The sequence below is a fragment of the Peribacillus sp. NPDC096447 genome, assembly GCF_044762725.1.
Classification (GTDB): Bacteria; Bacillota; Bacilli; order Bacillales; family DSM-1321; genus Peribacillus.
The window spans coordinates 59,855-84,223 of record NZ_JBIWEV010000007.1 but is presented as its reverse complement, the minus strand read 5'-3'; the positions used below and the strand labels follow the sequence as shown (position 1 = coordinate 84,223).

General features: G+C 37.3%; 26 protein-coding genes and 1 pseudogene. 15 read left to right on the top strand and 12 right to left on the bottom strand.

The window, feature by feature from the left end; all coding sequences use genetic code 11:
- The first annotated feature begins 80 nt into the window (after positions 1 to 80).
- The 7 genes from ACIQZD_RS22005 (at position 81) to ACIQZD_RS21975 (ending at position 7,408) form a co-directional block, all read left to right on the top strand.
- The gene (locus ACIQZD_RS22005; RefSeq protein WP_402906414.1) at positions 81 to 1,094 is read left to right on the top strand and encodes a hypothetical protein; all 1,014 of its coding nucleotides are present in this window, start codon (positions 81 to 83) and stop codon (positions 1,092 to 1,094) included.
- 272 nt (positions 1,095 to 1,366) lie between these two features.
- Positions 1,367 to 1,711: a YolD-like family protein gene (locus ACIQZD_RS22000; RefSeq protein ID WP_402906412.1), complete on the top strand. Its 345-nt coding sequence runs from the start codon at positions 1,367 to 1,369 to the stop codon at positions 1,709 to 1,711.
- Positions 1,712 to 2,066: 355 nt separating this feature from the next.
- A complete protein-coding gene (locus tag ACIQZD_RS21995; protein ID WP_402906410.1) occupies positions 2,067 to 3,953 on the top strand; it encodes a zinc metalloprotease in 1,887 nt (628 codons plus the stop codon).
- Positions 3,954 to 4,080: 127 nt separating this feature from the next.
- Positions 4,081 to 4,548 (top strand): PLAT/LH2 domain-containing protein, encoded by a 468-nt coding sequence (locus tag ACIQZD_RS21990; RefSeq protein ID WP_402906408.1) that lies wholly within the window; start codon positions 4,081 to 4,083, stop codon positions 4,546 to 4,548.
- A 151-nt stretch (positions 4,549 to 4,699) separates the two neighbouring features.
- Entirely contained in the window at positions 4,700 to 5,044 is a 345-nt protein-coding gene (locus tag ACIQZD_RS21985; protein ID WP_402906406.1) for a YolD-like family protein, read from the top strand.
- 160 nt (positions 5,045 to 5,204) lie between these two features.
- A complete protein-coding gene (locus tag ACIQZD_RS21980) occupies positions 5,205 to 7,088 on the top strand; it encodes a DEAD/DEAH box helicase (protein ID WP_402906404.1) in 1,884 nt (627 codons plus the stop codon).
- Between the two features lie 2 nt (positions 7,089 to 7,090).
- Complete coding sequence (locus ACIQZD_RS21975; RefSeq protein WP_402906402.1) at positions 7,091 to 7,408, top strand: hypothetical protein; 318 nt, start codon at positions 7,091 to 7,093, stop codon at positions 7,406 to 7,408.
- 56 nt (positions 7,409 to 7,464) lie between these two features.
- On the opposite strand, the gene ACIQZD_RS21970 is transcribed toward ACIQZD_RS21975, so the two are convergent.
- From ACIQZD_RS21970 to ACIQZD_RS21955, 4 genes are all read right to left on the bottom strand, one after another.
- Positions 7,465 to 7,713 (bottom strand): hypothetical protein, encoded by a 249-nt coding sequence (locus tag ACIQZD_RS21970; protein ID WP_402906400.1) that lies wholly within the window; start codon positions 7,711 to 7,713, stop codon positions 7,465 to 7,467.
- Positions 7,710 to 7,886 (bottom strand): hypothetical protein, encoded by a 177-nt coding sequence (locus ACIQZD_RS21965; RefSeq protein WP_402906398.1) that lies wholly within the window; start codon positions 7,884 to 7,886, stop codon positions 7,710 to 7,712. The genes ACIQZD_RS21970 and ACIQZD_RS21965 overlap by 4 nt, the downstream gene beginning before the upstream one ends.
- Before the next feature lie 137 nt (positions 7,887 to 8,023).
- The gene (locus tag ACIQZD_RS21960) at positions 8,024 to 8,866 is read right to left on the bottom strand and encodes a helix-turn-helix domain-containing protein (RefSeq protein ID WP_402906396.1); all 843 of its coding nucleotides are present in this window, start codon (positions 8,864 to 8,866) and stop codon (positions 8,024 to 8,026) included.
- Between the two features lie 121 nt (positions 8,867 to 8,987).
- Positions 8,988 to 10,355, bottom strand: coding sequence for a hypothetical protein (locus ACIQZD_RS21955; protein ID WP_402906394.1), 1,368 nt, complete (start codon positions 10,353 to 10,355; stop codon positions 8,988 to 8,990).
- Positions 10,356 to 10,658: 303 nt separating this feature from the next.
- On the opposite strand from ACIQZD_RS21955, the gene ACIQZD_RS21950 reads away from it, so the two are divergent.
- From ACIQZD_RS21950 to ACIQZD_RS21935, 4 genes are all read left to right on the top strand, one after another.
- Complete coding sequence (locus ACIQZD_RS21950) at positions 10,659 to 11,240, top strand: cupin domain-containing protein (protein WP_402906392.1); 582 nt, start codon at positions 10,659 to 10,661, stop codon at positions 11,238 to 11,240.
- A 181-nt stretch (positions 11,241 to 11,421) separates the two neighbouring features.
- Positions 11,422 to 11,625: a YolD-like family protein gene (locus ACIQZD_RS21945; protein WP_402906390.1), complete on the top strand. Its 204-nt coding sequence runs from the start codon at positions 11,422 to 11,424 to the stop codon at positions 11,623 to 11,625.
- A 338-nt stretch (positions 11,626 to 11,963) separates the two neighbouring features.
- Complete coding sequence (locus ACIQZD_RS21940; protein ID WP_402906388.1) at positions 11,964 to 12,206, top strand: hypothetical protein; 243 nt, start codon at positions 11,964 to 11,966, stop codon at positions 12,204 to 12,206.
- Between the two features lie 306 nt (positions 12,207 to 12,512).
- Positions 12,513 to 12,683: a hypothetical protein gene (locus tag ACIQZD_RS21935; protein WP_402906386.1), complete on the top strand. Its 171-nt coding sequence runs from the start codon at positions 12,513 to 12,515 to the stop codon at positions 12,681 to 12,683.
- Between the two features lie 526 nt (positions 12,684 to 13,209).
- On the opposite strand, the pseudogene ACIQZD_RS21930 reads toward ACIQZD_RS21935, so the two are convergent.
- Positions 13,210 to 13,365 (bottom strand): annotated as a pseudogene (locus tag ACIQZD_RS21930) (helix-turn-helix domain-containing protein); the annotation flags it as partial.
- Positions 13,366 to 13,604: 239 nt separating this feature from the next.
- Between ACIQZD_RS21930 and ACIQZD_RS21925 the strand changes: the two are divergent.
- The 3 genes from ACIQZD_RS21925 (at position 13,605) to ACIQZD_RS21915 (ending at position 16,785) form a co-directional block, all read left to right on the top strand.
- Positions 13,605 to 14,669 (top strand): C45 family autoproteolytic acyltransferase/hydrolase, encoded by a 1,065-nt coding sequence (locus tag ACIQZD_RS21925; RefSeq protein WP_402906384.1) that lies wholly within the window; start codon positions 13,605 to 13,607, stop codon positions 14,667 to 14,669.
- A 211-nt stretch (positions 14,670 to 14,880) separates the two neighbouring features.
- Positions 14,881 to 15,171, top strand: a complete 291-nt coding sequence (locus ACIQZD_RS21920; protein WP_034305497.1) for a DUF3817 domain-containing protein — start codon at positions 14,881 to 14,883, stop codon at positions 15,169 to 15,171.
- 438 nt (positions 15,172 to 15,609) lie between these two features.
- Positions 15,610 to 16,785: an MFS transporter gene (locus tag ACIQZD_RS21915; protein WP_402906381.1), complete on the top strand. Its 1,176-nt coding sequence runs from the start codon at positions 15,610 to 15,612 to the stop codon at positions 16,783 to 16,785.
- 74 nt (positions 16,786 to 16,859) lie between these two features.
- Here ACIQZD_RS21915 and ACIQZD_RS21910 read toward each other — a convergent pair whose 3' ends face one another.
- The 7 genes from ACIQZD_RS21910 to ACIQZD_RS21880 all read right to left on the bottom strand — a co-directional run bounded on the left by ACIQZD_RS21910 (position 16,860) and on the right by ACIQZD_RS21880 (position 23,221).
- Positions 16,860 to 17,597 carry an amino acid ABC transporter ATP-binding protein gene (locus ACIQZD_RS21910; RefSeq protein WP_402906379.1) on the bottom strand — a complete coding sequence of 246 codons (738 nt, stop codon included), beginning with the start codon at positions 17,595 to 17,597 and terminating at the stop codon, positions 16,860 to 16,862.
- Positions 17,598 to 17,626: 29 nt separating this feature from the next.
- Positions 17,627 to 18,331 carry an amino acid ABC transporter permease gene (locus tag ACIQZD_RS21905; RefSeq protein ID WP_402906624.1) on the bottom strand — a complete coding sequence of 235 codons (705 nt, stop codon included), beginning with the start codon at positions 18,329 to 18,331 and terminating at the stop codon, positions 17,627 to 17,629.
- Entirely contained in the window at positions 18,315 to 19,139 is an 825-nt protein-coding gene (locus tag ACIQZD_RS21900) for an amino acid ABC transporter substrate-binding protein (protein WP_402906377.1), read from the bottom strand. Before ACIQZD_RS21900 ends, ACIQZD_RS21905 begins: the two co-directional genes overlap by 17 nt.
- Before the next feature lie 317 nt (positions 19,140 to 19,456).
- Entirely contained in the window at positions 19,457 to 21,028 is a 1,572-nt protein-coding gene (locus ACIQZD_RS21895) for an S-layer protein (protein ID WP_402906375.1), read from the bottom strand.
- A gap of 724 nt (positions 21,029 to 21,752) precedes the next feature.
- Entirely contained in the window at positions 21,753 to 22,223 is a 471-nt protein-coding gene (locus ACIQZD_RS21890; RefSeq protein WP_402906373.1) for a DinB family protein, read from the bottom strand.
- Positions 22,224 to 22,507: 284 nt separating this feature from the next.
- On the bottom strand, positions 22,508 to 22,921 hold the full coding sequence (locus ACIQZD_RS21885; protein WP_402906371.1) for a GNAT family N-acetyltransferase: 414 nt from the start codon (positions 22,919 to 22,921) through the stop codon (positions 22,508 to 22,510).
- 117 nt (positions 22,922 to 23,038) lie between these two features.
- Positions 23,039 to 23,221: a hypothetical protein gene (locus ACIQZD_RS21880; protein ID WP_402906369.1), complete on the bottom strand. Its 183-nt coding sequence runs from the start codon at positions 23,219 to 23,221 to the stop codon at positions 23,039 to 23,041.
- Between the two features lie 219 nt (positions 23,222 to 23,440).
- Here ACIQZD_RS21880 and ACIQZD_RS21875 point away from each other — a divergent pair, with 219 nt between their 5' ends.
- Positions 23,441 to 24,331 (top strand): TIGR01777 family oxidoreductase, encoded by an 891-nt coding sequence (locus ACIQZD_RS21875; RefSeq protein WP_402906367.1) that lies wholly within the window; start codon positions 23,441 to 23,443, stop codon positions 24,329 to 24,331.
- Positions 24,332 to 24,369: the final 38 nt, after the last annotated feature.

Sequence of the window (24,369 nt, the reverse complement as noted above, 5' to 3'; positions counted from 1 at the left end):
TATATACCATGTTAAATATCTCAATTCTTCTTGAAAGTAACCCTATCATTTGACATTATTTGTATGAGGAGTGATTAATAATGCCAAAATTGCATATTTCAAAAGAAGAATTAATCGAACTTTATATAAATCAAAAACAGAGTCTAAATACCATTAGTAAAAAGTTTAATTGCCATGTTAATACAATCAGAAAACGTTTAAATGAATATAATATTCCTATTCGTTCAAAAGGAGAGTCGTTAAGGACTAATTTTGAAAGTAAATTAGGGGGATCTCTCACGGTGGAGAAAATTATTGAGAAAATAAATGAAGGAATGTTTATTTATGAAGTAGCAGAGTTTTTTGGAGTAAATCGTAAATCCATTACAAAGAGACTTAAAGAGGCCGGTATCGAACTAGCTCAACTTGAAAGCCATCAGAAATTACTGGCCGAAAATAATATTAAACAAGGTAAGGAGAGGTGGGCAAATGACCCTACTCTTCAAAAAAAGCATAAGAAAAAATTGGAGGAAATAAATAAAAAGAGATCAGAAAAAGCCCAATTAAGATATGAAATGGCTCATTTAAAAGATTACGGCGAATATAAAAAGGCTTGTGAGAGAATTGCTAACCGATTCTATGGAACAGAACGTCCCGAAGGTATGCAAATTGACCACAAATATAGTATTCACGATGGATATTTAAATGGGGTTCCAGCTCCGGTCCTGTCACATCATTTTAATCTTAGACTGATAACAGCTGAGGAAAATAATTCCAAGGGAACTGGTAGTGTTATTACCCTTGAAGAACTATATAAAGGCACGGGCGAACCGTGGGATGGCAGGAAAGAAATAAAAGTCTTAACAAGAACTTGCAAGGGATGCGGAAAGTCTATCAAATTTACAAATCAACATAAAAACACTAGATTTTGCAAGAAAACTTGCCGTAGTAAGTATAAATATAAAGAAGAAGTTGCTAAAAGCAAAACCGTTAATAGAAAATGTGTGATTTGCGGAAAATCATTTCCAATAAAAGAGATATTTAAAACTGCTACATGCGGTCCTGAATGTCGAAATAAACACACTCACCCATGGTCGCGCCAAGTGCACGATTAATCCCAAAAATGAAAGAAGCTGCGGCCAAGAGCTGTTAAAAAATAATCGGAATAATCGGAGTAAGTGTCCCATTTAAGTAATCCTTAGAAGAAGCAGCCACAAAAGAAGCATTTGTGGAGAGTAGTTCCATAGGGCATAAAGGAAGACCGCAATATGTGGTCTCTTTTATTTGTTCAAAAATCAATATTTATCTAGCCCAAGGAAGGAATTTCTTTCTGCTTTTTATAAGAACAACTGTTCGTGTATAATGGATGGAAGGAGGGATTATTCTGATGGGGACAATTCGTGATAGAGGGCTCATTAAATGGCAAGCAGCATTGATTATGCCAGAACATAAAGCTTTAAATAAAAAAATAGGTGAGGTTGATTATTTCATAAATAAAAAGCCTATCCTTGATGAATACCAGGTTGAAGAGTTTGAAAACAATATACACTATGCGATGGAATATCATTTACCAATAAGTTTTACATTACATAATGAGGGAAATCCAAAAGAATTTCATGGATACTGTGTGTACATTCATCCTGTTACAAAAGAGTTACGAATCCAGAAGAAAGATAGCTCCTTTGAGAAAATTCAGTTTAAAGAAATTACAGATGTGGTCGTTGAGGATTAATAAAAGCCCTTACTCGCTAAGAGTAGGGGCTTTTTTTGTTGAAGCGCTGTTAATTGAATTTCTTAATGAACTAAAGGTGCTGGTTAGATCATTAAAGGAGATGAGGATCTCAATAACTCATTTATGTAATTCCTAACCCTTATTATAATTCCAGTGGTTTAAATGATTAGATTAATCCTTATCAATATTCTCCATTTTAATATTTTAATCTTCAGCCTTAAAAATTATCATAGTAATTAATTTGTAATAATGTTATTTTTTTACAAAATTTAAATAGAAAGAAATTATAAATAAATTATGATTAGAGTGAGAATCATATAAAAGTAAGTTAATCATTATTTGAGGGTGAAAACAAATGACACGTTCTTGTGGCACTATGGATTATCATAATTGGTTGTTAAGTCAATCAGAGGCATATGCTGAAGAAAGAATGAAGATTGAAAAATTCAGTAATGATTATATAATGGGTAATCACATGATTTCGAATCGAAACGTAATTACAATCCCGATTGTGGTTCATATTGTGCATCAAACTCCAAATATTGTTACAGATGCACAAATCAACAGTCAAATTGATGTTTTAAATTTGGATTTTCGAGGAAGGAATTCTGATTTAGGTAAAGTACCTTCTCATTGGATTGGAATAACTGGTGATGCTCGCATTGAATTTGTACTGAGTGAAATTACGAGAACTATAACGACAGTTTCAAGTTTCTCAAAAACAAATCTTAACGATGTAAAATCAGCCACTACTGGAGGAGCGAACCCTCGCCCTTCAAATCAATTTCTAAATATATGGTTATGTGAACTTACTGGAATTTTAGGAATTGCCACATTACCAGGGGGTGCCCCTGAATTAGACGGATCTGTTATAAGACATTCAGCATTTGGCACAACCGGTAGTGCCAGAGCACCCTTTAACCTTGGCAGAACAGCTACTCATGAAATTGGACATTGGCTAAACTTATATCATATTTGGGGAAAGCATGACAGTAAAATAGCATTATGTGAGGATACTGATTTTGTTGACGATACGCCAACACAAGAAATGGCTAATTATAATCCGCCTCCTTCTGGTACACATATTACTTGTAGTAATGGGCCACACGGTGATATGTACATGAATTTTATGGATTATACAGCTGATAAGGACATGTATATGTTTACACAAGGGCAAGTTGCTCGTATGGATGCCTGCCTCAAAGGACCAAGATCATCATTTTTAGTATACCAAGATCCAACTTTTGCTGGCGCTGTCTCAGGAAGTTCAATGTTTATACAAAGTAATGTAGGGACTAAAGGGAATTTTGAATTAGTTGTTCCTCTTTCTACTGGTGATATTACTTACTTTTGCCGAAATAATGATAATGCTAGTTCAAATTGGACTTCCTCTGATATAAATGTTCCTAATACTTATAAATTTATAAGTACAAAACTAATACAAAGTAATTATTCCGGAAATTTTGAAGTTATAGCATTAGACGATAGGGGCCATATATCTTATATAACTCGGTATTCTGAAACAAAAAAATGGAGTAACATTTCTTTACTCGAACTTTATGATACAAATAATGTGAAGTTAACTTTTAATGGACATCCTGCATTTATACAAAGTCGTTTTGGTACAAAAGGAAACTTTGAATTAGTTGCGCCTCTTTCAAGGAATGGACTTGCTCATTTTTGGCGAGATAACGATAATCCCAAACTGTCCTGGAGTAAAGGAACTATTTTTGCTACAGAATTAGGGGAAGTTGATGCTGTTGGCTTAATACAAAGTAATTATGGTACCCCTGGTAACTTAGAGGTTGTGGTATTACATGATACTAGAAGAAAGTTAGCTCATATGTCCCGTGATTCTAATACTGGTATATGGAGTAAACCATTAGCTCTAGAATTTTGTGAACCAAGTAACCCAAAGTTATTTTTTAGAGGAAACCCAGCTTTTCTTCAGAGCCAATATGGAACAAAAGGAAACTTTGAATTAATTATTCCTCTGGCTTCCGGTGGACTTGTCCATTTCTCTCGAAATAATGATGAACTCAATCCTTGTTGGAGTAAAGGAACTATTTTTGCTACAGAATTAGGGGAAGTTGATGCTGTTGGCTTAATACAAAGTAATTATGGTACCCCTGGTAACCTAGAGGTTGTGGCATTATGTGATAATGAAACTCAGTTGGCTCATATATTCAGGGATTCTAATACTGGTATTTGGAATGATGATTATACAATCATAAAAAGTTAAATAACAGAGAAATCTTATGTAGGAAGTTCTCTATTGTATAAAAACATGTTTAAGTATTGTGTAAAAATTGATGTTCTAACTAATAAACAAAAGAACTTTCTAACTTATAACAAGGAGGAGTAAAATTATGCCCCACACTTATAATGTGACTGTGTATACAGCTAACGAGGAAGGTGCAGGTACTGATGAAAATGCTTATCTTAGGCTTATTGGTAATCAAGCTACAGCTGGAGATTACTACTTAGATTATGAAAGATATCGGGATGCTGAGAGAGGAAGCTCATGGACATATGGTCTAATAACAGATGAATTTTTAGGTGATATAAAGGAGCTATATTTATACGTAGAATCATTCAATAACGATAGTCCAGCGTGGAAACTTGATTATATTGAAGTGGCTTCTAGAATTACAGGGGAAGTAAAAAAATGGAAGTTCCCTGTTTATTCATGGGTAGGTATTCCTAACAAAGATCCTGGACACCCAAATACAATCAATGATTTATGGATTGATACCAAAGGTGTATTTAATACACAAAAAAGTAATCAAGTTTACGACAAAAAAAATGTGGAGTATGAATATACTCCGTTAGAATAATAACTCAAATATATATTTAATTCTAAAACATTTTTTACTAGTTACACCTTTCAGAGGAATTCCTTTGTTATTTCATTTTCAAAGGAATTTCTTTCTGCTTTTTATAAGAACAACTGTTCGTGTATAATGGATGGAAGGAGGGATTATTCTGATGGGGACAATTCGTGATAGAGGGCTCATTAAATGGCAAGCAGCATTGATTATGCCAGAACATAAAGCTTTAAATAAAAAAATAGGTGAGGTTGATTATTTCTTAAATAAAAAGCCTATCCTTGATGAATACCAGGTTGAAGAGTTAGAAAACAATATTCACTTTGCGGTGGAATATCATTTACCAATAAGTTTTACTTTACATAATGAGGGAAACCTACAAGAATTGCATGGTTATTGTGTGTACATTCATCCTGTCACGAAAGAGTTGCGAATTCAGAAGAAAGATAGTTCCTTTGAGTATATTCAGTTTGATGAGATTATTGATGTGATCGTAGAGGATTAATATACAAAGCCCTTCTCTTAATTGTGAGGGGCTTATCTTACTTAATTCTTTTATATAGTATTTGTATTTTTTGAAGAAGTTACCAAAACGAAGTAGAATATATGGTAACATTATTAAATTAGGAAAATAATACTAAGAAGATTTGAGGGGGAGGAATATTATGAATCATTATTTAGTTGCAAATCCGCATATCAGAAGTAATGTGAATTTAAGAGATCCACAAATATTTGCATATGAACAAATGTTGAAACATTATTCGAATGATGACAATGATAGAACATCAATAATTGTATTACCCACAGGATCAGGAAAAACTGGGTTAATGGCGATTGCCCCTTATGGAATAGCTAAAAAAAGAGTTTTAATTATAACTCCTCAAACAGTTGTAAAAGATACAGTTCTAGGCTCATTAGATCCCATGTATCCGTTGAATTTTTGGTTATCAACCAAAGTGTTTTCTGGTAAGTATGAACTACCAACGGTAATTGAATATTCCGGGAAATTAAGTCAGGATATTTTAGAAAGTGCTGATTTGGTCATTTTGAATGTTCATAAGCTACAAGAGAGATTAGAAAGTTCATTGCTTAAAAAAGTAGATCAATCCTTCTTCGATATGATAATTATTGATGAAGCACACCATTCTGAAGCACATACATGGAAAAATGCTATTAAGTATTTTTCGGATGCCAAGATCTTAAAGGTAACCGGTACTCCTTTCAGAAGTGATGGTGTTAAAATTGAAGGGGAAGAAATATATTGTTATAGGCTTGGGCAAGCCATGGCAAATGGATATGTAAAATCTTTAGAAAGATTCACACACGTACCTGAGAAGATGTCTTTTACTTTGGATAAGAATGATGATAAATTATATTCCCTAGAAGAAGTAATGGATTTAAAACCAGAGGATTGGATTGCCAGAAGTGTTGCCTTATCATATAAAAGTAATATGAGTGTTGTTGAACGGTCAATAAGTATGCTAAACGTTAAAAAAGATATGACGAATAATAATCCCCATAAAATTGTGGCAGTTGCTTGTAGTATTGAACATGCAGAACAATTAAAAGGGATTTATGAACAAAAGGGTTTAAAAACTGCAATTGTCCATAGCAAAATGGAAAAAAGTGAATTAAAAAAAGAATTCGATAAAATTGAAACACATGAGGTTGAAGTTGTTGTCAATGTTGCACTGTTAGGTGAAGGATATGACCATAAATTTTTAACAATTGCAGCGATTTTTAGACCTTTTAAGTCTGACCTCCCATATCAGCAGTTTATAGGAAGGGTTTTAAGGTCTGTCTCCATTAGTGATGGATATACAGTGAACGAAGAAGATAATATTGCGCAAGTAATTCATCATAAAGAATTAAATTTAGATGATCTGTGGGAAAGATATAAAAATGAAATAGATAGAAGCAACGTAATTAAGGAAATGAAGAAAAAATATAAAAGTGAAAAAACATTAAAACCCACTACACCTCTTGATGATCTTGATTTTGGAAATACGGCAGAATCTGATTCCTATTTAACAAGTACGGACACTTTTATGGACACAATGCTTATCAAAAGACGAGAAAATAAATTAGCTGAAGAACAAGAAAGAATCCAAAAATTAATGTCTGATTTTGGAGTAACAGAAGAATTGGCCATTAGTTTAAATAAACAAATGAACGTGAAAAGTGATGCTGAAACTGAGAGATTATTGCGTCCGGATTTATATCAACAAAACCTTCGCTCTTTGTTGAACTCTAAGATTAATGAGGAAATAATACCAGATATTCTTTCTTACTTCAAACTCAATTTAAATAGTCGGGAAATTACTGAAGTGCGCCATCATTTTATTGCTAACTCTGATAAAGTACCATATGATAACAAAGATGATAACGGAGCCACGTTGGGGAAATATCTTAATATGTCACTGTTGAAATTCAATAGAAAGAACAGAAAAGATTGGAAGTTAGACGATTTTGAAAGAGCTATTAAGCAAGTCGAAACATATACTGATTTTGTAGTAAATGAATTAAAACATTATATAAAGGAGAAGTGATTATGATTGAACTAATTGAAAAATTATTTGAAGAAACGTACAGTCTCAAACTGACGCCACAAACACTTCTAACTAATCTTAATTTACCAAATTATACCAGAGTTAATTTTGAGAAAGTTAATGAAGTAATAATAGCTCATACTTTTTGCTACCTACAAGATGGATTAGAGGCTGAATATAGATATTATTTTAAAGATGACTTACTTTATAAGTTAGAATCCATCATTCAAGAGGAAAGAAAAACTATTTATGACAGAGAAGTTGAAAAACAAAAATTAATGTCTCAAATTATAGGCCATAAGGTGAAAAAAAACGCTTAAAAAATGCCCTTCTCCTAAGGAGAGGGGCTGCTTTTTATATAAAAAGGGAAATCATTCTAAATAATAGGCTTAACCTTCTTAACTAACTCTGTAATATCAATATCTTCGTTATAAGTTACCTGATTTATTCGAAAATCTTCACTTGCTGCAAAGTTAATATTAATTTGCTGAATCCACTCGTATGCCGCAATAGCTGCTGTCCAATCAGGATCCTTTTTAAAATCTGAATTAGGAACAGGGAAGCTGCCACTTTGTAAGAACTTTGTTCCTTTTGAATGTAAATAAACCTTGATATTTATGTTCAAAATTCACACCCCATTGAGAATACCTTTATTTCTTTTTGAAAATTATAATTTAGGTTATCTGCGCCAACCCTTGCTTTACCTTTTTTATTATAAGGGATATTTACTTCGGCAATTAAATTGCCAAAAGGTTTATTTTTCTTATCGGGCTGGTCTCTGTTATCGAATGTATCCATAACTTGATTCTATGGGTACGAACAATTAAAAATGAACTATAGAACTAAAAGGAAAAGCAACTCAAGAATATATAAGGGTTGCTTTTTAATTTCATCGATTATCCCTGCCCCTGTTCATCAAGTGTATTATCAAAAAATTAATTGTTGTTGTCCATAAATGCAGCATCAAAGTAAAGGTCATTCATAATCTTGTTTACAATCCCATTGAAGTATGCAAATGGCCCTTTATGCATGTTAACTCCACTCTTCACCTTCATAGCAAATTCCTTAAATGATTTAGTGCCGATTTCTAATTCCTGTTTACCTGTAAATGCTCTTTTGTTAGTGGAATAATCAATCACTTTATTACACTGTTTAATTACCTTCCAAAATTCCTGTATAGTTTCAGCCTTTTCGTAGAATGAACCTACTAGGTTACTGAATACATCAGGAACCCAATGGGCTACGAAATTTGCATTTTTTAAAGAGTTTTCTTGAGTATCCACATGAAAGAAATGAGCAGCGGCTTTACGTTTATTGTTTTTAATATTTAGTTTTAAGAAAGAAGTAGTTGTTTTAATGGCCGGACACTTCTTGGACTCTTTTACATGGGGCTTGTAGGACATTTCATCTTCCGCAGGTTGAATAATAATGGCATTGGCTGTTTGCATCATATCTTTTTTTCTCTTCATGGGTACTTGGCGGATCATGCCAAGGTCTTCAAGTTTCTTCATTAAACGTTGAACAGTTTTATAAGATACTTCAAGCTTATCTGCAATTGTATTCTTACACATATAGCTCACGCCGATTTGCTTGCAGCTGTGACGTTTTAGAACTTCTAGTAAAGCGATAAGTCTGGCTTGTACATCTGTACGCTTAATAGACATACGAATAGTGTCTCTATATACTCTTACCGTTTTATTTAATTCTTCAATATCTTTTAAAGATGAAAGGTTGTTATAAGATTCTTCATTGGCTATTACGTCTATACGTTTTTTCATACTAGATGCTGTCTCCTTTTTGGAAACAAAAAAGCAACGTTCACCATTATTGATCATGACAAACGTTGCTCCAACCCAGCACATATTGTAAAATGTGGATAAGGGTACAGCAAGTGTTTGCCTATCGTGAGTAGGCGGACGGTATAGTTAGTGGTCCAACACTATTTATACGCGCTGTGCTTTTTTGTGTTTTCCGGTAGACGCAAGAAATGTTTTTAGTCGAAGAAGGTGTACCTCCGCCAACCCAAATCGCGGTTATTTGCCCGAGTGCGGTCAAGGTTGCGGTTCCGCTTCCGATTGCCGTGCCAAAAAGTTTGGCGACAGAACCCGCTAAAGAAATGCCTGAGAAGCCCGATCCATCCAAGCCGGTGATGGCACCGATGCCCGTTAATGTGACGGCGGCTATTTCTTTCGTTAAAGGAACGGAGGCCGCTAAGGCGGCACCGAGGTCATTAACGATGCCGAGGGATGTTTTTGGTAAGTAGTCACCGATGATCTGATTGAACCCAGAATCACCTAGATAGAAGAATGCAGCGATCGGAATGACGGGTCCGAATACTTTGAAGCCAAATTGAAAACCTTGAATCAAATAGGCCGTTGATTTTTCAAGTCCTTGTTGTTTATGTGCTACAAGGGATAAAATCAGCAAAATGAAAACGGCAGTACCCCCAACCAATGCCGTTGCATCTCCGCCTTGCAGCTTCAAGATCGACAATGCCACAACATCCAACAGAAAGGCGATCGGAATGAAAATAGCAAAAAACTTCTTTTGTCCCAGCGTGAGCAGATTTTCACTGATTGTCTGCTCTTGGACAATCCCCTCAGTATCCGCCGCCTTGATTTTTCCCAGCTTCATATCCCGCTTTAAAAGGATAAAGGCGGAGATGGTGGTGACGACCCCCATTGTAATGACAAGGGGGATGCTCGCAGTGATGACATCACCGACTGGTATGGAAGCCGCATCACCCGTTAGTTTAGGGGCAGCCTGAATGATGAAATCCCCTGATAATGCTATTCCGTGACCAAAAAGGTTCATCGCCATTGCCACGCCAAGGGCAGGCAAACCAGCCCGTAAAGCAACGGGGAGCAGAACGGCACCCAATAAGGCAACGGCAGGTGATGGCCAGAAAAACCAGGATATCATCATCATGACGATTCCGATTACCCAAAAGGCAAGTGTAGGATTTTTAATGAATTTCGCAAAAGGTGCAATCATGACATCATTAATGCCCGACTTCGTTAAAACCGTGCTCATGGCAACGATGATTGAAATGATTAAAATCGTGGACATTAATTCCGTGATTGCGAAAATGAAGCTGTTGAATATCCCGCTAATGGAAGATGCTAAACTGCCTGTAGCCACTAAAGCCAAAAGGGAAATACCAACTATGCAGATGAGGGTAGTATCACGACGTCTTACCATAAACCCGATTATCAATGCAATGAATACAACATAAATCCAATGGAGTGCCGTTAATTCCATCTCCATGATCCGTCCCCCTCATAAATATGCCTAGTTACAGATTATGAGGGAGGTACGGGGTGGTGAGTTGTTTCATGAATTTTAAAGGCTTATCTAATTTTCACTTATGATGTAAATATCGAGTTTTAGAAGAGATTGCTTGGTCAGATCTCTGCAGATAGGCAAGCAGGGAAAGCTACTTTCACTGAATTGTTTACTGCATAATATAAAGCCCTTACTCGATTTGAGTGGGGGCTTTTTTATGTTTCAAGTACATTCACTTAACAAGTGCATATTATAATTTTATAAACTGTGAAGGGTTGAAAAAAAATGTACTATGTTCCTTATATCCATCCCTATCAATATCAAAATTCTTATTATGTTAATGTTCCGATGTATAACTATGTAAGAAATCCTGCTTATTGGAGTTTTAATAATGCTAACAATTTGGTTTTTTTACAATCATCAAACGGAAGAAATAATATTGAGGTAAAAGATTATGGACATAAACCATTTGTAGTGAATATCAATGAGGCTACGAAACAAAACACTACCTACCGTACAGCCTTATGGACAGGAAAACATTTGCAAGTTACATTGATGAGTCTTAAAGTTGGTGAAGATATTGGTTTAGAAATTCACCCAAACGTTGACCAATTTTTACGTATAGAACAAGGTCAAGGGGTTGTTCAAATGGGTAATAGAAAGGAAAACTTAAATTTTGTAAGAAGCGTCTATGATGATTATGCAATAATGATACCTGCTGGCACATGGCATAATATAACCAATACAGGTAATATTCCTCTAAAACTTTATTCGATATATGCTCCTCCTAACCATCCATTTAGCACTGTTCATGTTACCAAAGCAGATGCATTGGCTGCGGAAGAAGGGCAACGGTTATGGCAATAGATCAACCCTTTAAAAAAAACCCTTCTCCTTAACTAGGAAGGGATTTTTTTCTGATTTTATCAGGAACGCCCGTTCGTACATGATGGATGTAAAGGAGGGACCTTTCTGATGAGTACAATTCGTGATAGAGAGCTCGTTAAATGGCAAGCATCATTAATTATGCCGGAACATAAAGCTTTAAATGAAAAAACCTATCCTTGATGAATACCAGGTTGAAGAGTTTGAAAACAATATTCACTATGCGATGGAATATCATTTACCAATAAGTTTTACATTACATAATGAGGGAAATTCAAAAGAATGGCATGGATACTGTGTGTACATTCATCCTGTTACGAAAGAGTTGGGTGTTCAGATGAAAGATAGTTCCTTTGAGTATATTTAGTTTGATGAGATTATTGACGTGATCGTAGAGGATTAAGATGAAAAAGCCCTTTCTCTAACGAGAGGGCTTACCTATGAATGCTTTATAGAAATGAGTCATTCTACATTACCTTTCAATAACTTTAATCCCTGTTTAATGGTCGTTTTTCTTATTCTTTTTTGCCTATTTAACTTATTTTCGATATCTGAATCTCTAAACCAATTATAATAAAAAATGAAATTAGCAGTTTCTTGATATTCAATTAAATTCTTGAAAAGATCAGTGTTGTTATTGCTTGGAGTTTTTTACTGGTTTTATTCTTTCATCTCCACATAAAGAACTAAGCACTTCTGATATGGTTGATTGAACAAGAACGTGAAGCAACGAATGCGCCTGATTATGGTTCGGTTGGATATGGGTTGAAAAATTTGAAAGGTAAAGTTATCGATGAAGGAAGTACACTTAATAGTACAGACAATGAAGTGTCAGTTGTTGCCTCAGTAGACAACGACATTGATGAGGACAGAAAGTATGCTTTACTTGTTTTTGAAGATTATAAACAAGTAAAATTTAAAGTTTTAAAAATAAGGAGCAGGACGTAAATAAATATTTCTTTGATATGAAACCTAACAGCTCCATAAACTTCAATGTTGCTGTTCCTATTCGTTCCGACTCCAGTGAATTGACTTTTGTAATCGTGCAAAAGCCAGTGTGTAAATTGAAGGAGCTCGATCTAATTAAGGCAGGAATTTCAGAACAAGTTTTAAGTATGCGGTATTCCATCAACAAAGCTGACAGCGGAAAAGATGTTAATAAAGTAAAGGAAGTAAAACCTGGATGCTATTGTGAAGGATGGATTAAATGAAAATATATCTATCACAAATAGCTAGGAAAAGTTGCAATCAATTATGACTGAAAAAGAAGGCAAGAAGCTTAAGCTCTCTGCCGGAAATGAGACGAATGAAGAGATCAGATATGCAATCATAGCTTTAAAAGATTGGGAACAAGTTCCGGTCATAGATAACACAGGAGTCTTATATACCACTGTTCCACCAGAAACTAGACATCTTTCTTTTTGATTTTAATCTACCTGACGTTGAATGAGGAAATAATTTCCAACTCATCAATTTCCCGTTTTTTCCTTATGAAGCATCAATTGATAATTACGAGAGTCAACAAACTTTTGGTTCCTTTAGAGTTGTTATTCAAAATAAAGAATAAGATCATTAACGGAAAGGAAGAATCGGATTGTCTACGATAATTAATATATTAGGTTTCGTGGGTATTATCGGATTTATAGTTTTTTTAGCAATAGCAAAAACTATAAAAGATAAATCTAAAAGGTAGTTGGTTTTATTAGTGGAATCACTTTCCCGAAATAGGTTACGACAAGAGGTCTGTATTACCAGGCCTTTTTTTGTTCCTTACTTATACGGCATTGTAAGACGAGTCAAAAATCAAAAGGAGAATTCATATACCCTATTACAACATGAAACAGGTCTTTTCTATCTTTGGAATAAGTTTTCCATAAGCAGGACTCCTCAAATATAGTAAAATTTCGTCTTATTAAAGTGAATCCTTCCTCAACTATCCTGCCTCTTATGTTCAATTAAAGTTGTGTATAAACTCAGCATCAAAGTAAAGGTCATTCATAAGCTTGTTAACAATCCCATTAAAATAAGCAAACTGCCCTTTATGCATCTTAACTCCACTCTTAACCTTAAATTCCTTGAATGCTTTGGTGCCTATTTCTATTTCTTGTTTACCCTGATAATGCTATTCCGTGACCAAAAAGGTTCATTGCCATCGCCACGCCATGGAGTGCAGTAAATTCCATCTCCAGATCCGTCCCCCTCATAAATATGCCTAGTTACAGATTATCAGGGAGGTACGGGGTGGTGAGTTGTTTCATGAATTTTAAAGGCTTATCTTCTTTATTTTCAACAATACTTCAAGTATTCTTAACTTGAATAGCAACTACTGTAAATGAGGGATAAGCCGTGAAGCAAATATATAGTGATGTCATACAATTTCGGGGTACACATTATGAGTTTGGATACATGCAAGGGGAGGAATTAAAAGATTCACTAACGGTAAAAAATCGTGAAGATCAGTGGAAGATCAGGCAGCCTCGGTTTACGGTTGATGAAGAAGAGGTCAAGAAAGCAATTACACAATTCGCCCCTGGAGTTTGGGAAGAATTACTGGGGTTGCAAGAAGCGCTGAAATGGCCAATTGACCGCGTGCTGCAAGAGTTTGGTGGATACCGATTGGATTATGTTCGGTCGGGCTGTTCCATCCTGACAGGCGATGATTATCTCATTCGCAATTATGATTACCACCCAAAGACCTATGAAGGACGCTATGTCTTATTCCAGCCAACCGATCAAGGATATTCAAGCATCGGCCCGAGTCAGCGAGGGACTGGTCGGATGGATGGAATGAATGAAAAAGGTTTGGTGATAGGCTATAACTTCATGAATCGCAAGAACCCTGGTGATGGTTTCATTTGCTGCATGATTGGCAGACTGATTATTGAATCTTGTGCGAACGTTCAGGAAGCGGTCGCGATGTTGAAGGAAATCCCGCATCGTCATTCGTTCACTTACGTCGTCTATGATAAAAGCGGAAGTACCTATATCGTTGAAACCTCCCCGAGAAATGTAGAGGTGCGCACGTCAAATGCCTGTACAAATCACTTTGAAATCATGAAAAATGAAAACCGTAACCATCTTATCGATTCGAAACGCCGATTGGAGATCATCAAAGATCAAAAAGGGAAACTCTCATCTGCCTACGATGCTTATAGGTTGTTTAATGATACCAATCAAGGTGTCTTCTCGGATTTATATAGCAGCTGGGCAGGAACAATTCATACATCCGCTTATTTACCTAAGGAGATGAAAGCTTGGATTGCCTTGGGAGGGAACCAGGAGCCGACTTCAATAGATTTTGCGAAATGGCTTGAAGGGGAAGATGTTGAGTTAAAACGAATCAAAGGTGTAATTGATACGGATATTCCCTTCGTGCATATGGATGAGGGAGCGAATTGGTTTCGGAATTGAACGTATTTAAGTAAATTCGAACCTTGCGCTGTTGACAGGCCCAATCCTTGGATTGGGCTTTTGTTGTTCTATTTTTAGGCAAACCTGGTACTATTTATTAGTGGATGTCACAGTAATATAATATGATAAAGTAATAGATTTTGGATTGGGGACAAGAAGCTGGAAGTCTGTTTGTGTGCCGTACTTGTACAATGAATAAGGGGATGAGCGAATGTTTTCGACAGCTATTGGTTGGTTTCGGTTTATTACAATAATTGAGGGAATCTCATATGTTTTATTGCTTGCCATTGGTATGCCGATTAAGTACATATTGGATATTGGGGAAGCAACACTCATTTTAGGCAGCATCCATGGTTTCTTATTTGTCGTATTTGGGCTTTTATTACTGTATGTGAGCATCATATCAAAATGGTCCTTTTTAAAAATGGCGATGATTTTCATCGTTTCATTCATTCCATTTGGTAATTTTGTAATCGATCGCAGGCTTCTGAAGCAAAGTTAAGTACTTTTACTTTTAAAAAATCCATAAAAAAACGTCTTCCTATAAAAATGGCAGGCGTTTTTTTTATGGATTTAAGCTTGCTGTAAGGTTGGCACAAAGATGCTGTAAGAATGGGCATGTAAAGTATAAGTATCAACAATACTGAAGAGGTGAAACAAATGGAACCATTATTAAAAGTGGAAAATATAAAAAAAACATATGGTAAAACAAGCGCTGCCTACACAGCGTTCAAAATGTATTGTTGAAATGAGGATTCTGATGCCAGATCTTTATTTAGTTTAAAGGAGTTTCGAAAGAAGATCGTGCTTCATACTGATTTGGTAAAGGTTGTATGATAAACTGTTTAAAGTATTGTTAGGAAGATTATGCTAAGTAATATGATTCAGGAGTTCATTGCCGTATGCAGCGAATGTGGAAGAGTAAAAGGAGAAAAAAATAATGGAAACAAAAAAGGTGTTACCCGTTCTTTTTTTAGTGATGTTTTTAGTCATGGTCGGATTTGGGATCATCATTCCCGTCATTCCGTTTCTTGCAGAAAAGGTTGGTGGCAGTCCTACTGAGCTTGGACTTTTAATGGCTGTTTATTCATTAATGCAATTATTTTTTGCCCCGGTGTGGGGACGTATATCTGACCGGATAGGACGTAAGCCTGTCATGATAATCGGGATTGCTGGCTTGGCTCTTTCGTTTTTTATCACGGCTTCGGCAGATTCCTTATGGGTATTATTTGTAGCAAGGATCATTGGCGGGATTTTGTCATCGGCAAACATGCCGACCGCAATGGCGTATGTGGCTGATATCACGACGCCGGAAGATCGAGGAAAAGGGATGGGAATCATCGGTGCAGCTACAGGGCTTGGATTCATCTTTGGACCGGCGATTGGCGGGGTATTCTCCAAATCAAGTTTGAATTTACCGTTTTACATTGCTGGAATATCCTCTTTGATTACTTTATTCTTAGTGATTGCGTTACTGAAGGAATCACATACAGTTGAAAAGAGGGCCCAACAGTCAAAAAATAAAGAGTCCATGTGGAAAGCCTTTAAAGGGCCTCTTAAAACCATGTTCTTTCTGCAATTGATCGTCACCCTTTCAATGGCAGGACTCGAAACGACTTTTGCCTATTTTGCAGCCAAAAAGGCTGATATAAGCCTTGTCCAATTAGGCTATATCTTTATGATCATGGGGTTTGGCAGTGCGATCGTTCAAGGTGGATTAGTGGGTAGGATGACAAAGAAATATGGGGAAGGCGCGGTCATCCGAATGGGAATCATCGTATCGGCAGTTGGTTTCATTCTCATCCTGTTTTCTTCCGGTTTTTGGACATCGGCGATCTTCCTGACGATTTTCGGAGTGGGAAATGGGTTCATCCGTCCGGCAATTTCGGCGCTGCTGACCAAAAGTTCCATGACGGGCCATGGCAGTGTCACTGGACTGCTATCTTCCTTCGACTCGTTCGGCAGGATTGCAGGTCCTCCGATAGGCGGTTGGTTATTTTCGATTTCGATTGATTTGCCATTTATATCGGGAGCGATCCTTTCCGTTTTTGCTTTGCTTCTTTTTCAGTTATACCATGCACGGACACAGACTGGACGGGTTCAAGCATCTCATTAATTTGATGGTGGGCAAAAAACCCCCCATTTCTAAAAATGGGGGGCTGCGAGCGGTGCTTGAATAGCACCGTTTTTTTATTGAATCATATTGAGGAATTTACGTGTGCGCGCTTCTTTAGGGTTTGTGAAAATCTGCTCGGGTGTTCCACGCTCCATTATTTTTCCTTCATCCATGAAAATGACTTCGTCGGCGACTTCACGGGCGAAACGCATTTCATGGGTTACAACGATCATTGTCATGCCTTCTTCTTTCGCCAGGTCTTTCATGACCTGTAACACGTCTCCAACCAGTTCGGGATCTAAAGCGGAAGTGGGTTCATCGAATAGCATGACCTTTGGCTCCATGGCCAGGGCCCTTGCAATTCCGACTCGTTGCTGCTGTCCGCCGGACAATTGAAACGGATAAAAATCGATTTTCTCACCTAAGCCGACTTTTGTAAGCAGGGCAGCAGCCGTTTCCTTCGCTTGATGTTTGGCTATGTTTTTTACAATGATGGGTCCTTCCATTACATTTTCCAATGCTGTTTTGTGGGGGAAGAGGTTATAACTTTGGAAAACCATCCCTGTTAAACTGCGAAAAGATGTAATCGAATTTTTTCTAACGGGTTTTTTGAAGTCCATTATGGTTTCATCGATTTCAATCGTCCCGTCCGTTGGTACCTCAAGGAGATTCAAACACCGAAGAAAGGTTGTTTTACCTGAACCCGAAGGACCGATCAATACAATGACTTTACCTTGCTCCACTTCCAAATCGATGCCCTTTAATACTTCAAGGTCACCAAATGATTTATGAAGATTCTTAATGTTGATCATTTTAAAATCTCCTTTAACTACTGCGGTTCTTATTTTGCTACATAACGATTAAGTCTGTCCTCTAAACTTCCTTGAATGAAAGATAGAATGGTACACAAAATCCAATATAAAGCAGCTGCTTCCATGTAAAGTAGTAGAAATTCATAGTTTTTTGCAGCGATTTCCTGAGCTTTACGGAATAATTCCGTTACAAGAATGAGTGAGGCAAGCGATGTATCTTTTAAAAGGCTAATGAACGTATTGGATAATGGGGGAATGGATACCCGCGCAGCTTGAGGCAAAATGATGCGCTTTAAAGCTTGGGTATATGTCATCCCGATTGAATAGCCTGCTTCCCATTGCCCTTTTGGTATGGATAAAATGGCTGCCCGGATAATTTCCGAAGCATATGCTCCTACATTTAAAGAGAATCCTATAATAGCCGATATGAAAGGATTGATGGTTACACCTAAATTTGGAAGTCCATAGAAAATGATAAATAATTGCACAAGTAAAGGTGTCCCGCGGATGATCGACACATATACACGCGCAATTATTTGAAGGATTCTAATGGAAGATAATCTAGCCAATGCTGTGAGTACAGCGAGAATAAGGCCGAGAACGAATGTGATCAATGTTAGTGGAATCGTATGTTGAATAGCTCCCTCTATCATGGGATAGAGGGAGGTTTGAGCGATGGAAACAAGCTGGTCCATACGCTCGGGGTCGGTGAAAATATTACTTAGGAGAAACATCTTCACCAAACCATTTATCCGAGATTTTCGCGTACGTGCCGTCGTCTTCCATTGCTTTAAGTGCTTTGTTTACTTCTTCCACTAATTTGCCGCTGTCTTTTCTGAACATTAAACCACTTGGGACTCCGCTTTCTTCCTCATCAGCGACTTTGATAGGTGCATCCGGGTGTTGCTTTTTATAATCAAGGTAAGATAATTTGTCATTGATCGTGGCATCTACACGTTTAGAACCAATAAGCTGTACGGATTGAGAAAACCCTTCAATGCCTGTAACTTCAGCACCATGTGATTTGGCTATCTCATTGTAATTACTCGTTAAAGATTGTGCAGAGGTCTTGCCTTTCAAATCATCGAAGGATTTAATATCCGTATTATCTTTGTGTACAAGCAATACGGCCCCTGATTGAATATATGGGTCAGAGAAATCATATTTCTTTTGACGGTCTTCATCGATGCCCACTTGGTTTGCGATCATATCAAAACGTTTTGCATCCAAGCCTGCAAACATGCCGTCCCATTGTGTTTCCTTGAATTCAGCTTTCACTCCAAGGCGTTTTGCCACTTCTTTAGCAATTTCAACATCAAATCCCGTTAGTTTATCTGAATCATCGTGGAATGTGAAAGGAGGATATGTACCTTCAGTTCCAACAGTTAATACGCCATCTTTTTTGACTTTGTCATATAGACTTTCTTGTGATGAAGATTTATTGTCGGTATCGTTTGCCTCATTTTTGTTATTGGTACCACAAGCGGTAAGTACAACCGTGAAAGCTAACAATAGCGATAAAAGTGCAACCATTTTTTTCATTTGGGTAAACCTCCTAGTAATCTGATAGGGATTGATACACTGTGATACTAAACAAGAAAAGGAAAAAAGTCAATGAAAATAACTTACATGATTAGTGTTAATGAAACTTGGTGAATTATACGGATTTTCACGCATTGAAATGAAATAATACTAAAAGAAAGATGTATAGTCATCCAGAGAAGGAACTGAACCGATATCCATTCTAAGGAGACAAAAAGCCCCTTATCCACGTCAACTATCAGCTAAGTGGAAGAGGGGCTTTTTGGACTGTCCAGAACTATTTCAGGATTCTTTTTAACTTAACGTTTTTTATGATTTTAATCCTCTACACTGACGAAGATAGGGTTCGAATAGAACCAAAGGTCTTTATAGTTACGTTTGTTTATTTCTGAAAAGCGTGTTTCGTTATCCTCGATTTCAGTCTTTGCATCGATCAGCGGTTCACCGTCCATCGTTTCTCCAGAGACATTTTCCCCTAGATTCGTGCCGCGCAAACGGAAATATTGATCCTTATTTGCTTTCACCTTGTAAGTGATGGTATGAAAACCATCGCGATCGGCTTTCCAGTCTTTACTTGTAAAGCGTTTAACCACTTTTGCCGTATCATTGGTGGCTTTATTATAAGCAGGTGTTCCAGGTACTGCCTTCCCGGTTACTTCCCCGGAAATTAGATCCACGTGATCCACCTTGACGGGGTCCCCGTTATTGTTCTTTTGGGGGCTTTTAAATCGGATGGTGATCTTGACCATCTGTCCTTCCTTCACCTTAAGATCCCCGCCCATATCTGCCTTGCTGTTTCCGTTTTTAGCTTGGAAATCAAGGGCGTCGATCAAGTCACCAAAAACGGAGAAGGATTTCCCAGATCGCATGCCATCAAGAACGGATTGCATCGATGAACCATTTACCCATGTATAATTCTTGGAATATTCACCTGGCCAGTAGCCGCTTGAGTATAGGCGGTTTTCACTGATTTCAAAATGGGAGTCCGAATTGGAAAAGTTCCAGAACTTACGACCTTCCCCAAGAAGCGCATCCCATGCACCTCCTACCTTGGCAAGCATATAATCGGATCCGCCGTAGGTCCGGTTTTCCGGTGTTGTCAGATTTAAACCGCCTCTATCAGGCTCCATCTGGTTACCTGGCATACCTTCAAATCCGAACATGACATCCGGGGCGATATTGTTGAAGTCGCGAAAATCAGATATGTTGTACACCCTTTTTCTTGATGGGTGGTTCAATATGGCATAACTTGTATTCTTATAATTTTTCTCGAGCCATGCAAATGCTGTTCGGGCATCCTCGGATGTCTTATTGGCTCTTTGATCCTGTGCGTTCCAGACGGCTACATCATCAGGATCAAACATCTTTTCATCTTGGTTGGTGAACAGATATTCGAACTGATTGCCAGCTTTCAGACTTTTAGGTGAGCCCGGCTGATCTCCCAAAATGCCTATGCCGACATGCTCGTATGTAGGCATATCCCATTCGAAGCCTGAAAAGATGACTTTATTTTTAAATTTGCCCTCTTTTTGCAGTTGCTCCATTTTCGGGGCTTGATATTGTATGATTCCCTGAGATAGCGGTATCGGCCCGCCTGGAATCAAATTTCCCTCAGCATCCCTTGAAGACATCCTCAAGTGGTCGGAAATTCCCATCCAATCCATACCATACTTATCAAATGCGTTATTTAGCAAGCTTTCAAGGCTCTGTGATCCCTCGGCGTCATCGGACTGAGTGGTATGGGCATGATATTCCCCCTTCATCCATCTGCCTCCCGGATTTGTCTGATTGTCTGCTGAATCATTTGCAGCAACCGCGACCGGAAGACCCTGAAATAGGATGGCTATGCTTAGAACCGATACTGTGAAAGCCCTGAACTTATTAATCATCTTACGGAACCCTCCATATATTGAAATAATGTTGAACAAGCTAATTTTATTGTAAAAATATTAAGAGCCCGTTTGGGGGGAGTATGGATTTTGTAAATGAAAGGTTTTCTTCCATTATATGTTATTGGGCGGTGACAGCGGTTTGGAACTTGAAGAGGAGAGAAGGTGGAGGGGCTTGAAACAAAAAAGGCTGTAGAGAAGATTTTTTTCTCTACAGCCTCGAAAACTATATTATTTAGCTTCGAGTAGATTGATATGATCTACAGTTTGATCTTCAAAAACTGTCATGTGTATTTCCAGGTGTTACAATCGTTCCCAATACAAAACTTTTGTGGTCTGCCGCACCAGTTGATTTAAGTAATCATTTCAAGTTGATCTCTAGAATCATATTTAGCAAGCATCCTCATCACCTCAAGTTTAAATAATTCCATTTTAAAACAATAAAGACTATAGGCAAAAGGGTTCTATCTAAAATTTAAAACTAAGTTAATTGGAACGGGTGTGCGAGACTCCTGCGGGAAAAGCGCGTCCAGGGGGAGACCCCGCAGGCGCAACGGCGCCGAGGAGGCTCCCGGACCGCCAGCGGAAAGCGAATGCCTGGAGCGGAACTCAACGTCCAAATTGTACAAGCAATAAAAAAACTGTAGGCAAACTCGATTTTCATCGAGTTTGCCTACAGTCTGGGTGCTTCACCGTGATCAAACACCCTTTGAAAATGATGCAGTTAATCCCAAACGCTAATTCTAGGAACTCCAGCAGTTCTTAAGTAGTCCAATAATTGACCAGTATGTACAGACTCATGATAAGCGATCCTTAGCAACATATCTCCTAAATCCCTGATATACCCAATATCGGAGCGATCAATTTTTATAGTGGATAAGTCGTCCTCGCTGAAGGATAGGATTGTTTCCAAAAAATCACGCCTGTAAGGTTCCGCAAAGTTTAATTCGGCTTCGACAGAGATAAGCGGCTGTTTTTCAAATGGTGATTCATAAACGGGTAAGCTGCCTTGATTTTTAATGGATAAATGATAGTAATGCTCACTATCAAGGACATGTCTAACCATTTCTAAACAGCTCATTGCCTTGTCGTCTGGCTTCCAATGTAGTGTTCCTTTAGGTATTGAAGTCCATAGTTTAATGTTTCTTCTTCTAACCTCTTCCAGATTCAAGATGATAATTTCTATCGATTTCATAAAGATCCCCCTTTTTGCAGGTATACATTCACTATACACGAATGGAAGGTGAAAATAATGGGATTCATTTGAAAAAATAGAAAATTAAATGAAATATATGAGGTGGTGAATTTATATGAGAGTACAGGGAAAATGCCCATGAATTCATGCAGAATTTACAGGCGATTTCATTCCCTAGTTTTGTATGGTGGAACACATGATTCATATTTAATCTATAGGTAAAAATAGATTGTATTTTTTAAATCTATCTTCTTAATACGCAAAGCGGGGGCAGGAGGCCCTTGTTATATAAAGGATTGAATTAGAATGTCATCTTGATAAGTTATAATTGGTTTAAAGCCAAAGTCTTTAAATTTTTGCAATGCTTCAGGGTTATTTTTGTTTACCAAACCGGACACTGTAAGGATACCTTTTTCTCTCGCATGAGCTACTAATTTCGGTAAAAGGGATTGCAGAATTCCCTTTCCTCTATATTTCTTGTCAAGGACTACATAATTAACATGAGCGACTTTATATAAATAAAGATTATAACAAAGAAATCCCATTATTTTACCTTTATCATTACAAATCACAAGTACCTTATGTGCCTTTTGTAAAATTTCATGCACTGTATCAGACGAAACCCGGAAATTACTTACCGTAATATCCGTTAAAGTTTTGATATCTTTTTTAGGTTTCCAGTCTCGAAAATACATCATAACTTCTCCTTTTTCTCTATTAAACCAAAATGCGGAAAGCGTATTAGTGTTTATTAATATGGAAACCCTTTAAAAGATTCCAAAGGGTTTCCATGTTAATCTCAAAAAAGAAGTATCTTAATCCCTTTTGATTTTCTTGATTGAAATAGGTTCCTTGATTGAAGTACCTCTATTATTTTTTAATAAATCATTTAAGATTCTTCTCAAGGCAGACCTAACACTGCTATTTCCATTTTCGGAATTGCCATTATCTGAACCGCCATTATTGGATCCACCAGTTCTTCTTAGTTTTTTTGACACTGTAATCATCCCTTTGCTTTATAAATTTACACATTACTAATTTATGTGTAATATTCCTTTTTGCTTGGACAAGTTCACCATTAGTTACACACATATACGTTATGTAGTGGTGATACCAGTTAATGTAATGATATGGTATAATTGTGAAGAGATTCACAAAAAGGGCTGAACTGGTTACAATTGGACCTATTCACTCATAAAAGAAAGCGGGTTGGCTATATGCTAAAGAAAGTGGTTTTAGCTGGCGGGACTGGTTTTGTCGGTCAATACTTTGAAAAGCATTTCAGGAATTTGGGATATGAGGTAAGGATCATCTCCAGGCAAACCCCGCATACTGGCTGGGAAGATATAGAAGGAATAAGGGAAACGATCGATAATTCGGATATGTTAATAAACCTAGCAGGAAAAACGGTCAATTGCCGCTACAATGCCAAGAATAAGAAAGAAATATTGGATTCACGAACCGATACGACTGAAGTGCTAGGTAAGGCGATTGAACAATGTGAAAATCCTCCATCATTATGGATAAACTCAAGTACTGCAACGATATACAGGCATGCTGAGGATAAACCAATGACAGAGGGGAATGGTGTAATCGGTTCAGGCTTTTCCGTAGATGTGGCGAAAGCGTGGGAGCGCTCATTTTTCGATTTCCGATTACCCAGGACGAGACAAATTGCTTTACGGATCGCCATTGTATTGGGAGATGGGGGAGTGATGACCCCATATAGGAATTTGGTTAAATTCGGACTGGGAGGCCATCAAGGATCAGGAAATCAGAAATTCAGTTGGATACATATAGAAGATTTATTTAACATTGTCCTTTTTCTAAGAAAGAATCAGGATTTGAGCGGGGTATTCAATTGTTCATCGCCGCATCCAGTTACAAATCGTGAATTGATGGCTCATTTGAGAAAGCTCATGAATATTAGGATAGGACTGCCCTGTCCAACACCTATGCTTGAAATGGGGGCTTTCTTTATGGGTACCGAAACGGAATTGATATTAAAAAGCCGGTGGGTCATACCTGAGAGATTGGAAAAGGCGGGGTATGCATTTAAATTCCCCCATCTTGATGAGGCTCTGGAACAGATACTGATGAATTCTTAAAGTACTCGAGATTGATTGCTATAATGATAGATATAAAT